Raw genomic sequence first — 12,374 nt, forward strand, 5'->3', positions numbered from 1 at the left:
GGTGTGTGAACGTTGGGAAGCCCACGTTTCCTGACGGGTTTTATCAAGAATCAGTGAACACGAACGCTTCAATGGCGGATAATATTGCCTGTTGCCGTTTTTGAACCATCTTTGAACAACAATGCGACCTATGGATTTTACCCGCGACGACGCCCCTGCCGCCCCTGCTGCTCCAGCACCGGCTCCAACGCGCCCTGCGCCGCCTGCGAATCAATTGTCGTACGCTGTTGCCACCTGGCTGCAGCGTGTGGATGCGGCAGCGCACCCCAAAGCAAAACTGACGCCGCCGCCGGTCGATAACGACCCCAAGCAAACCCAATACAAGCTGATTTACGTGATGGCGCCGACCAGCGGCGGCCGCCATGTGGCGCTGTGCCTGTACAAAGCCCGGCTGCGCCCGAACGGCGACGTGGCAGCGGCCAGCCCGGTCAGCGAAGTGTTTTCGCTGCTGTCGACACCGCCAAGCTTCATGACCCCGGCGGACGAAGACCTGATCCGTTTCTTTGTCGCCATGCGCAGCGGCCAGAATTCCCAGACCGGTTCGGCTACCGAGCCGCGCGGCAAAATCGGCGCGGCCCTGCTGAACATGCTGGCCGAGCAGGACAAGCTGCTGTGGGCAAACTCCTGGGCCGACGTCGGCAACGGCCTGGTCTATCCGCTCAAGGGCGGCGTGCTGCGCGAAGCCAACCTGGCCTGGCGCGAAGAAGGCAAGGGTCTGCGGCTGGGCTGGCAGGTGCAGCCGCCGCCGGGCGCCAAGCATGTCGGCGCCGATCAGGTCGATTACATGTTGCCAACTGATCCACCTTGGTACATCGACAACCTGTCCTGCGGCGTGTTGCAGTTGAACCAGGGCGGCACCTCGATTCCGCTGGCCGATCTGCAGGCACTCGTGGCGCAAGCGCCGCTGCTGACCAACAACGACAAGATGCGCGTGTCGCAACTGCTGCTGGCGCACGGCCTGCAAGGCTTGATGCCATTGCCGCAGCCGCTGCCGCAGCGCATGCGCGACGACGTCAAGCCACGTCCGGTGCTGACGCTGGACTCCGCCATGCTGGCCGACGGTTCGGTGCAGCGCTGGCATGACTTTGCCGTGCTGTCCTACGACTATGACGGCGAACGCGTGTCCTTCGACCCATCGCAGCGCGTGGTGCGCCAGAAGGGCGACGTTACCGAGATCATCCAGCGCGACGCTGGCGCCGAAGACGATGCACTGGCGCTGCTGACCGGGCGCCATTTTGTTGCGCCGAGCACGCTGCCGCTGAGCAGCGTGAAGGGTGGCCTGTTGCTGCCTAACCAGGCCGAATGGATACGCTTCGCCAGCGAAGGCATCGCCTCGCTCAAGGAAGCGGGCTGGAAAATCGAAAAAACCGTCAAATACCGCTACGACACCGTGGAGGTCGGCGACTGGTACGCCGAGGTGGTGGAAGATGAAGCCGATGGCGGCCGTGCCTGGTTCGACCTGGAACTGGGCATCATGGTGAATCAGGAGCGTGTGCCGCTGCTGCCGGTGCTGGTGCAGCTGATCCGCAATGCCCCCAATGACTTCAATCCGAAAGCCATCGCCAACCATGGCGAAGAAGACCAGATGCTGGCCAACCTGCCGGATGGCAGCCGGGTGGCGCTGCCGTGGGGCCGCGTGCGGCCGATCCTGAACACGCTGGGCGAGTTGTATTTCAGCGACAAGATCAAGAATTCGCTGCATATGGCCACGCTGGATGCGGCGCGTCTGGACGAGCTGGCGCGCAACGTGGAAATGCGCTGGACTGGCGGCGACGAGCTGCGTGAAATGGGCGCGCGCCTGAACCAGTTCGGCGCAGTCAAACGCGTGGCTACGCCAGCTGGCCTGCAAGCAACGCTGCGCGATTACCAGACCGATGGTTTGTCGTGGATGCAGTTCCTGCGTGAATATGGCTTTGCCGGCATTCTGGCCGACGATATGGGCCTGGGTAAAACCGTGCAGACGCTGGCCCACATCCTGGTCGAGAAGGAAGCCGGCCGCCTGACCGCGCCGGCACTGGTCATCGCGCCCACCAGTCTGATGGGCAACTGGCAGGAAGAGGCTGCGCGCTTTGCGCCTGGTCTCAAGGTGCTGCTGCTGCAGGGCAAGGACCGCATGGGGCAGTTCGACCAGATCGACGAGGCCGACCTGGTGCTGACCACCTACGCGCTGCTGCCGCGCGACGAGGAAAAACTGCGCGAGCATGATTTCCACCTAGTCATTCTGGACGAATCGCACTACATCAAGAACACCCGCTCGAAGGCGGCGCAAAGCGCGGGCCTGCTGCGTGCGCGCCACCGGTTGTGCCTGTCGGGCACGCCACTGGAAAATCATTTGGGCGAGCTGTGGTCGCAGTTCCACTTCCTGCTGCCGGGACTGCTGGGCGACGAGAAGGGCTTCAACTCCGTGTTCCGCCATCCGATCGAACGCCAGGACGATCCGCTGCGCCGCGCATTGCTGAACCGCCGCATCAAGCCGTTCCTGCTGCGCCGTACCAAGGACAGCGTGGCGAAAGAGTTGCCGCCCAAGACCGAGATGGTACGCAAGGTCGAACTGACCGGCGCCCAGCGCGACCTGTACGAAACCGTGCGCCTGGCCATGGACCAGAAAGTGCGCGAGGAAATCGACCGCAAGGGTGTGGCGCGCAGCCAGATCGTGATTCTGGAAGCGCTGCTCAAGCTGCGCCAGGTGTGCTGCGACCCGCGTCTGGTGAAAAGCACCACCAAGAAGCAGCAGGCCGCCGGCTCGGCCAAGCTGGCCGACCTGATGCAGATGGTGGAAGACTTGCTGGAGGAAAAGCGCAAGATCCTGGTGTTCTCGCAATTCACCAGCATGCTGGAGCTGATCGAGGAGGAACTGGAAGCGCGCGACATTCCGTACGCACTGCTGACCGGCGACACCAAGGACCGCGGCGCGCAGGTCGCGGCCTTCCAGCAAGGGGCTGTGCCTATCTTCCTGATATCGCTGAAAGCCGGTGGCGTGGGCCTGAACCTGACCGCCGCCGACACCGTGATTCACTATGATCCGTGGTGGAATCCTGCCGCCGAAAACCAGGCTACCGACCGCGCCTGGCGTATCGGACAGGACAAGCCGGTATTTGTGTATAAACTAATCGCCAAGGGCACGCTGGAAGAAAAGATCCAAGTCTTGCAGCAGAAGAAGTCCGATCTGGCGCAGTCCATCCTGGCCGAAGGCGAGTCGCAGAAAATGGCGCTCACCCAGGAGGACCTGCAACAAATCTTCGCACCTCTGGTGGAGTAATCAATGGGTCAAACGATAGCGGAACTCCAGGCAGCACTACAGCAATCGCAAGCCAACGAAGCCCGCTACCGGCTCCTGCTGGAGCACAGCAGCGAAATCAGCTGGATGGCCGATTGCGCCACGCTCCAGCTGACCTGGCTTAGCCCCGCAGCTGAACGCCAGTTCGGCTACACGCTGGAAACCGCACAGGCACTGGCGGCTGGCCTGCTCAAGGACCTGCAGGGCCGGCTCACGCGCTACGCCGAGGGCGATCTCAGCCGCCGGCGCTTGCTGCGTGAAGCCGAACTGGCCCACGCCGATGGCCACATGGTGCCGGTGGAAATCGAATCCACGCTCATTCTCGACAGCAGCGGCGTGCCCGCTACGGTGGTGGGCGTGGTACGCGACCTCAGCGCGCGCCGCGAGCTGGCGGTGCAGCAGAAAAAGTTTGCATCCATGTTGTCGCACGAATTCCGCACACCGCTGTCGACCATCGATGGCGCCGTGCAGCGGCTGGAAATGACGGGCACGCACCACGACGAAGCTACGCGCAAGCGCTACCGCAAAATCCAGACCGCTGTCGACCGCATGCTGGCGATGCTCGATGAATACCTGTCGCCCGAGCGCATGGCCAGTATCGGCCGCGAACGCCAGGCCAACGAAATCAACCCATCGATGCTGTTGCAGACGGCCGCCGAGCAGGCCCAGCGTCGCCGCAAGGATGTGAGCGTAAAGACACAGGGTTTGCCGCAATGGATGCGCTGCGATCCGGCCGGCATGCGTTTATGTCTTGAAATTTTGCTTGATAATGCAATAAAGTACACAGAAGATAATATTCCGATAGAATTGGTAGGAAGAATTGCAACGGAAGGTGGTGTGGAATTACTGGTGCGCGACCACGGCGCCGGGATTCCCGAGGCGGAATTGCCGCATGTTTTCGACAAGGCCTATCGCGGCAGCAATGCTGTCGGTGTGACCGGTTCAGGTTTGGGGCTGTATATGGCGCGTTCCGTGGTGGATGTCCACGGCGGTACGGTGACGGCTCGAAATCTTTCTGAAAGCGGCACGGAATTTCGGATTTGGTTGCCGGTGGCGGCCAATGCCGGGAAAAACCTTGCGCCTGCCGATGCCAGCAGTGATAATTCCCGGGACGCAACGTAATTGTCCCAGGTCTGGGCATAATTGCTCAACAATTGAACGAATGGCGCATCAATGACGCAAATACTCATCGTGGAAGACAATCTGGACTACGCCGAAGAAATGGCGGAGTTCTTGACTGAGCTTGAACACGAAGTACACATCACCAATAACGCCAGCGATATGTGGTCTGCCCTCAGCCAGGGCAATGTCGGCGTGGTCGTGCTGGATCTCGGCCTGCCGGATGAAGATGGCTTCAACGTCATCCCGCGCATGCGCCAGTTGTATCCGCAGATCGGCCTGCTGGTGCTGACCGGCCGCGTGGCGTTCGATAACCGGATTCTGGGGCTGCGCCTGGGCGCCGACCACTATCTCACCAAGCCTATCAAATTCCCGGAACTGGCGGCGCACATTGAAGCGCTGGACCGCCGGGTGGGGCCGCAGGAAACCATTCCGGCCCCCAGCAAGTGGACACTGAAAGTCAGCGCGCGCCAGCTGGAACTGCAGGGCATGGCCATCACGCTCACGGAAAAAGAGTGCAATTTCCTGCATCTGCTGACGATAAACACCCGCCCTGTACCGCGCCAGGTGATTGTGGCCGGTATCGGTGGCGACGATCCGGATGCCGGCCGCCGTGTCGACATGCTGGTCTACCGTCTGCGCAAGAAGGCCCGCACCGGCCTGGGCCAGGATCTGCCGCTGCGTAGCGCCTATGGCGAGGGCTATAGCCTGTCCGCCAGCTTTAATCTTTCGTAATCAGGGACAGAGTCGAGGCGAATTTTGGCTTTGCCGATTTAATCGGGGACAGAGTCGAACAACAAGGGTAGAATCGGGCTTCCGATCTACCCTTTTTTGTTTTCCGTATGGCTCGCCTGCCCCGTTTAATCGTCCCCAACCAGCCTCACCACGTCATTCAGACCGGCGCCAATAACCAGGATGTCTTCCTGGATGCCCAGGACTACCAAACCTTCCTCGGCTGGCTGCGCAGCGCCGCCAAAACCTACAAAGTGGCCATCCATGCCTATGTTTTGATGTCAAACCATCTACATTTGCTGGTCACACCGTCCGATGACGCGGGGCTGGGGCAGATGATGCAGTGGATAGGCCGTTATTACGTGCCCTATTTCAACCAAAAATATGCCCGTAGCGGAACTTTGTGGAATGGACGCTACAAAACGTCGCTTATCGATGCTGACGAATACTTCATGTTGTGCAGCCGTTACATCGAATTCAACCCGGTCCGCAACGGCATGGTCAGCCGCGCGGAGGACTATCCATGGTCCAGTTACAGCCATCATGCCGGCATCCGGCCGGACGGTTTAATTACTGACCACGCCAAAGTCTGGGCACTGGGAAATACGCCTTTCCAGCGCGAAGCAGCTTACATTGCCATGGCCGAACCGGCGCTGTCCAACGACCAGATCACCTTGATTGGCAAGGCCTTGCTCAAAGGCTGGCCGCTGGGTTCGCAGCAGTTCCAGACCGCATTGCAAGCCAAGGTCAAGCGCCAGGTATTGCCGGCAAAACGCGGCCGGCCGTTCAAAATCAAGCCTCCGGCAGAGTAAGGCTTCACTCTGTCCCCAATTAAAAAAATCAAAGACTTCCGAAAAATTAATTCGACTCCGACCCTAATTGTTCTTGTTGAGGTTTACGCTGCATTGCACTAACCTTGTTTTTCGAGCCAATCAGTTTTGGAGTTAGCCATGGAAGCGCAAGGTCTGTACGATCCGTCCAATGAACACGATGCCTGCGGTGTCGGTTTCGTCGCCCACATCAAGGGTAATAAGAGTCACTCGATTGTGGAGCAGGGTCTGCTGATCTTGAAGAACCTCGATCACCGGGGCGCAGTCGGTGCGGACCCGCTGATGGGCGACGGCGCCGGCATCCTGATCCAGATTCCGGACCAGTACTACCGCGACGAAATGGCCAAGCAAGGCGTGGAACTGCCACCGCCAGGCGAATACGGCGTCGGCATGGTGTTCCTGCCCAAGGAAAACGCCTCGCGTATCGCTTGCGAACAGGAAATCGAACGCGCAGTGCGCGCCGAAGGCCAGGTCGTGCTCGGCTGGCGTAATGTACCGGTCGATTGTGACATGCCGATGTCGCCGACCGTGCGCGCCAAGGAGCCGGTAATCCGCCAGATCTTCATTGGCCGCGGCGCCGACATCATGGTCACTGACGCGCTCGAGCGTAAGCTGTACGTGATCCGCAAATCGTCGGGCCACGCGATCCAGGCGCTGAAACTGATCCACGGCAAAGAATTCTTCGTGGCCTCGCTGTCGGCCCGTACCATCGTCTACAAAGGCCTGCTGTTGGCGGACCAGGTAGGCGTGTATTACAAAGACCTGCAGGACGCGCGCTGCGTGTCGGCGCTGGCGCTGGTCCACCAGCGTTTCTCGACCAACACCTTCCCGGAATGGCCGCTGGCCCACCCGTACCGCCTGATCGCCCACAATGGCGAGATCAACACCGTCAAAGGCAACTTCAACTGGATGCGTGCGCGCGAAGGCGTGATGAAATCAGCGGTGCTGGGCGACGACCTGGGCAAGCTGTTCCCGCTGATCTACGAAGGCCAGTCGGACACGGCCTGCTTCGACAACGCGCTGGAACTGCTGCTCATGGCAGGCTACCCGCTGGCCCAGGCGATGATGATGATGATTCCAGAAGCCTGGGAAAATCACGGCACGATGGACGACAATCGCCGCGCGTTCTATGAATATCACGCCGCCATGATGGAACCGTGGGATGGCCCGGCCGCCATGGCCTTCACCGACGGCCGTTACATCGGCGGTACGCTGGACCGTAACGGCCTGCGTCCAGCCCGTTACATCGTGACCGACGACGATCTGGTGGTGATGGCCTCGGAATCTGGCGTGCTGCCGATTCCAGAGTCGAAAATCATCCAGAAATGGCGTCTGCAGCCAGGCAAGATGTTCCTGATCGACCTGGAAGCCGGCCGCATCGTCGACGATAAGGAACTGAAAGACACCTACGCCAACGCCAAGCCGTACAAGGCCTGGATCAACGCGGTGCGTATCAAGCTCAACGAGATCAAGCTCAGCGAAAGCCAGCTGGCGCACAATCGCGCCAAGGACAAGCCGGCCGCCGGCGAAAAAGCCGTGCCGTCGCTGCTGGACCGCCAGCAAGCGTTTGGCTACACCCAGGAAGACCTGAAATTCCTGATGGCGCCGATGGCCGCTTCCGGCGAAGAAGCCACGGGTTCGATGGGCAATGACTCGCCGCTGGCCGTCATGTCCAACAAGCTCAAGCCGCTGTATTCCTACTTCAAGCAGCTGTTCGCCCAGGTGACCAACCCGCCGATCGACCCGATCCGCGAAGCAATGGTGATGTCGCTGGTATCGTTCATCGGTCCCAAGCCGAATCTGCTGGACACCAACAACGTCAACCCGCCGATGCGCCTTGAAGTGGCGCAGCCGGTGCTGGGCTTTGACGACATGGAGCGTCTGCGCAACATCAGCCTGCATACCGGCGGCAAGTTCAAATCGTACGAACTGGGCATCTGCTATCCGCTGGCCTGGGGCAAGGAAGGCGTGGAAGCCTGCCTGGCGTCGCTGTGCGCGGAAGCGGTTGATGCGGTCAAGTCCGGCCACAACATCCTGATCGTGTCGGACCGTTCGATCGGCCCGGACCGCGTGGCGATCCCGGCGCTGCTGGCCACCTCGACCATTCACCAGCACCTGGTCAGCAAGGGCCTGCGCGCCTCGACCGGCCTGGTGGTGGAAACCGGCTCGGCCCGCGAAACCCACCACTTTGCGCTGCTGGCTGGCTATGGCGCGGAAGCGATCCACCCCTACCTGGCGATGGAAACCCTGGCCGAAATGGCAGCTGGCTTGCCGGGCGATATGTCGGCGGAAAAAGCCATCTACAACTTCACCAAAGCCATCGGCAAAGGCCTGATGAAGGTGATGTCGAAGATGGGCATTTCGACGTATATGTCCTACTGCGGCGCGCAGATCTTTGAAGCTGTTGGCCTGAACAAGTCGCTGGTCGACAAATACTTCCGTGGCACTGCGTCCAACGTGGAAGGCATCGGCGTGTTTGAAGTGGCGGAAGAAGCGCTGCGCCTGCACAACCTGGCCTTCGGCGACGATCCGGTGCTGGCCAACCATCTGGATGCGGGCGGCGAATACGCCTTCCGTGTGCGCGGTGAAGACCATCTGTGGACACCGGACGCGATCGCCAAGCTGCAGCACTCGACGCGTGCCAACAATTTCTCCAGCTATAAAGAGTACGCCCAGATCATCAATGACCAGAGCAAGCGCCACCTGACGCTGCGCGGCCTGTTCGAGTTCAAACTCGATCCGACCAAGGCGATACCGCTGGATGAAGTGGAACCAGCCAAGGAAATCGTCAAGCGCTTTGCGACCGGCGCGATGTCGATGGGCTCGATTTCGACCGAAGCCCACGCGACCCTGGCCGTGGCGATGAACCGCATCGGCGGCAAGTCCAACACCGGTGAAGGCGGCGAAGATCCATCGCGCTACACCATGGAACTCAAGGGCATCAAGATCAAGCAGGGCGAGACCATGGCCTCGGTCATGGGCAAAGAGCAGATGGTGGTCGACATTCCTCTGCAAGAGGGCGACTCGCTGCGTTCGCGCATCAAGCAGGTGGCGTCAGGCCGTTTCGGCGTGACTGCGGCTTACCTGAACTCGGCTGACCAGATCCAGATCAAGATGGCGCAGGGCGCCAAACCTGGCGAAGGCGGCCAGCTGCCAGGCCATAAGGTGTCGGAATACATCGCCACGCTGCGCTTCTCGGTGCCGGGCGTGGGCCTGATCTCGCCGCCGCCGCACCACGATATTTATTCGATTGAAGATCTGGCGCAGCTGATCCACGATCTGAAGAACGCCAACCCGCGCGCGTCGATCTCGGTCAAGCTGGTGTCGGAAGTGGGCATCGGCACCGTCGCGGCGGGTGTGACCAAGGCCAAGGCTGATCACGTGGTGGTGGCTGGCCATGACGGTGGCACTGGCGCGTCGCCGCTGTCGTCGGTCAAGCATGCCGGCACGCCGTGGGAGCTGGGCCTGGCTGAAACCCAGCAGACGCTGGTGCTGAATGGCTTGCGTAGCCGTATCCGCGTCCAGGCCGACGGCCAGATGCGTACCGGCCGCGACGTAGTGATCGCCGCCATGCTGGGCGCCGATGAAATCGGCTTCGCCACCGCACCGCTGGTGGTGGAAGGCTGCATCATGATGCGCAAATGCCACCTGAACACCTGCCCGGTCGGCGTTGCCACCCAGGATCCGGTGCTGCGCGCCAAGTTCTCGGGCAAGCCGGAGTATGTGGTGAACTACTTCTTCTTCGTGGCGGAAGAAGCGCGTCAACTCATGGCGCAGCTGGGCATCCGCACCTATGACGAGCTGATCGGCCGCGTCGACCTGCTGGACAAGTCGAAAGCCATCTCGCACTGGAAAGCGCAAGGTCTGGACTTCAGCAACATCTTCTACGCGCCGGCAGTGCCCAACGGCGATGCTATCTACCACACGATGGAACAGGATCACGGCCTGGACAAGGCACTGGACCACAAGCTGATCGCCCAGGCCAAGGCCGCACTGGAAAAAGGCGAGCGCGTCTCGTTTATTTCGCCAGTGCGCAACGTCAACCGCACCGTCGGCACCATGCTGTCGGGCGAAGTGGCCAAGCGTTACGGCCACGCCGGACTGCCGGATGACACCATCCACATCCAGCTGCAAGGGACGGCCGGCCAGTCGGCCTGCGCTTTCCTGGCGCACGGCATCACCATCGACCTGGTGGGCGAAGGCAACGACTACGTTGGCAAAGGCCTGTCGGGCGGGCGCATCATCGTGCGTCCCAACACCGAGTTCCGCGGCTGGGCGGTGAACAACATCATCATCGGCAACACCGTGCTGTACGGTGCGATCAGCGGCGAAGCCTTCTTCAACGGCGTGGCTGGCGAGCGTTTCGCCGTGCGTAACTCGGGCGCCACCGCCATCGTTGAAGGTACTGGCGACCACGGTTGCGAGTACATGACCGGCGGTACGGTGGTGGTGCTGGGCAACACCGGCCGTAACTTCGCGGCCGGCATGTCGGGCGGTATTGCTTACGTCTACGATCCGGACGGTGATTTCGAATCGCGCTGCAATACCGCGATGGTTACGCTGGAGCGGGTGCTGACCGCGAAAGAGCAGGCAGTCGACAGCGCCAGCTTCCACGTGCAGCACAAAGACCATGGCCGCGAGGCTGACGAGGTGATCCTCAAGCGTCTGATCGAGCGCCACTTCAAGCACACCGGCAGCACGCGTGCACGCCTGTTGCTGGATAACTGGGCTGAAGGCCGCAGCAAGTTCGTCAAGGTATTCCCTAGCGAATACAAACGCGCTCTGGCCGAGATGGCCGAAGACGTGGCGAACCAGGCCGCCACCGCCCAGCCTATCGCTGCCTGATCGAACAGAATATATTTAAGGAACTATCGTGGGTAAAATCACCGGCTTCATGGAATTCCAGCGTCAGGAAGAAGGCTATCTGCCGCCAGCGACGCGCCTGAAAAACTACGCGGAATTTGTTATTCCATTGACCAAGGAGCAAGCCAAGGTTCAGGGCGCGCGCTGCATGGACTGCGGCATCCCGTTCTGCAACAACGGCTGCCCGGTCAACAACATCATCCCGGACTGGAACGATCTGGTTTATCGCGGCAATTACCGCGAGGCGCTGGACACCCTGCACTCGACCAACAACTTCCCGGAATTCACGGGCCGCATCTGCCCGGCGCCGTGCGAGGCTGCCTGTACGCTGGGCATCCACGAGCTGCCTGTGGGCATCAAGTCGATCGAGCACAAGATCATCGACGAAGGCTGGGAACACGGCTGGGTGGTGCCGCAACCTGCGGCCAAACAAACCGGCAAGAAAGTCGCGGTGGTCGGCTCCGGCCCCGCCGGCCTGGCTGCGGCCCAGCAGCTGGCGCGCGCCGGTCACGCGGTGACGGTGTTTGAGAAATCCGACCGCGTTGGCGGCCTGCTGCGCTATGGCATTCCCGACTTCAAGATGGAAAAGTCGCACATCGACCGCCGCGTCAAGCAGATGGAAGCCGAAGGCGTGGTGTTCCGCACCTCGGTGCTGATCGGCAAGGATTTCCCGGCCAATGTGAACAACTGGGCCAAGGAAACCATCTTCCCCGAAGACCTGCAAAAGGATTTCGACGCCGTGGTGCTGGCGGGCGGCGCCGAGCAGCCGCGCGACCTGCCGGTGCCAGGCCGCGAACTCAAGGGCGTGCATTTCGCCATGGACTTCCTGCCGCAGCAGAACAAGGTCAATGCGGGCGACAAGCTCAAGGATCAGATCAAGGCCACCGGCAAGCATGTGGTGGTGATCGGCGGCGGCGACACCGGTTCCGACTGTGTCGGCACCTCCAACCGTCACGGCGCCGCCTCGGTGACCCAGTTTGAACTGATGCCGATGCCGCCGGAGCAGGAAAACAAGCCGCTGGTCTGGCCTTACTGGCCAACCAAGCTGCGCACCTCGTCCTCGCACGAAGAAGGCTGCGAGCGCGACTGGGCCGTGGCCACCAAGCGCCTGGAAGGCAAGGGCGGCAAGCTGGAGAAGCTGGTGGCTTGCCGCGTTGAGTGGAAAGACGGCAAGATGGTTGAAGTACCGAACTCGGAATTCGACGTGAAGGCCGACCTGGTGTTCCTGGCCATGGGCTTTGTGTCGCCGGTGGCCACCATCCTGGACGCGTTCGGTGTTGACAAAGATGCACGCGGCAATGCCAAGGCAAGCACTGACGGCGAAGGCTGCTACAAGACTTCCGTCCCCAACGTCTTCGCAGCGGGCGATATGCGCCGCGGCCAGTCGCTGGTGGTCTGGGCCATCCGCGAAGGCCGCCAGTGTGCGCGCGCGGTGGACGAGTTCCTGATGGGCAGTTCCGAGTTGCCGCGTTAAGCTCAAGACACGGCGATCAGGCTCAGCCTGACTCCCTGCCGGATGCAGACGGGCGATCCCTGGCTGCATCCGGTTTTTT

The 12,374-nt window shown here is 61.2% G+C and carries 6 protein-coding genes; all 6 read left to right on the forward strand.

Features of this window, described 5'->3' with window-relative positions; genetic code table 11:
• Positions 1 to 130: 130 nt before the first annotated feature.
• The 6 genes from GTP58_RS13905 to GTP58_RS13930 all read left to right on the forward strand — a co-directional run bounded on the left by GTP58_RS13905 (position 131) and on the right by GTP58_RS13930 (position 12,295).
• Positions 131 to 3,259, forward strand: coding sequence for a DEAD/DEAH box helicase (locus tag GTP58_RS13905; RefSeq protein WP_072783245.1), 3,129 nt, complete (start codon positions 131 to 133; stop codon positions 3,257 to 3,259).
• Between the two features lie 3 nt (positions 3,260 to 3,262).
• Positions 3,263 to 4,399 carry a PAS domain-containing sensor histidine kinase gene (locus tag GTP58_RS13910; protein WP_161077948.1) on the forward strand — a complete coding sequence of 379 codons (1,137 nt, stop codon included), beginning with the start codon at positions 3,263 to 3,265 and terminating at the stop codon, positions 4,397 to 4,399.
• A gap of 51 nt (positions 4,400 to 4,450) precedes the next feature.
• Entirely contained in the window at positions 4,451 to 5,131 is a 681-nt protein-coding gene (locus GTP58_RS13915) for a response regulator transcription factor (RefSeq protein ID WP_008443102.1), read from the forward strand.
• Positions 5,132 to 5,238: 107 nt separating this feature from the next.
• Positions 5,239 to 5,940, forward strand: coding sequence for a transposase (locus tag GTP58_RS13920; protein ID WP_161077949.1), 702 nt, complete (start codon positions 5,239 to 5,241; stop codon positions 5,938 to 5,940).
• Between the two features lie 138 nt (positions 5,941 to 6,078).
• Positions 6,079 to 10,803 (forward strand): glutamate synthase-related protein, encoded by a 4,725-nt coding sequence (locus GTP58_RS13925; protein WP_161077950.1) that lies wholly within the window; start codon positions 6,079 to 6,081, stop codon positions 10,801 to 10,803.
• A 28-nt stretch (positions 10,804 to 10,831) separates the two neighbouring features.
• Positions 10,832 to 12,295, forward strand: coding sequence for a glutamate synthase subunit beta (locus GTP58_RS13930; protein WP_161077951.1), 1,464 nt, complete (start codon positions 10,832 to 10,834; stop codon positions 12,293 to 12,295).
• Positions 12,296 to 12,374 lie beyond the last annotated feature (79 nt).

It is taken from the genome of Duganella sp. CY15W (assembly GCF_009857555.1).
Taxonomy (GTDB): Bacteria; Pseudomonadota; Gammaproteobacteria; order Burkholderiales; family Burkholderiaceae_D; genus Rugamonas; species Rugamonas sacchari.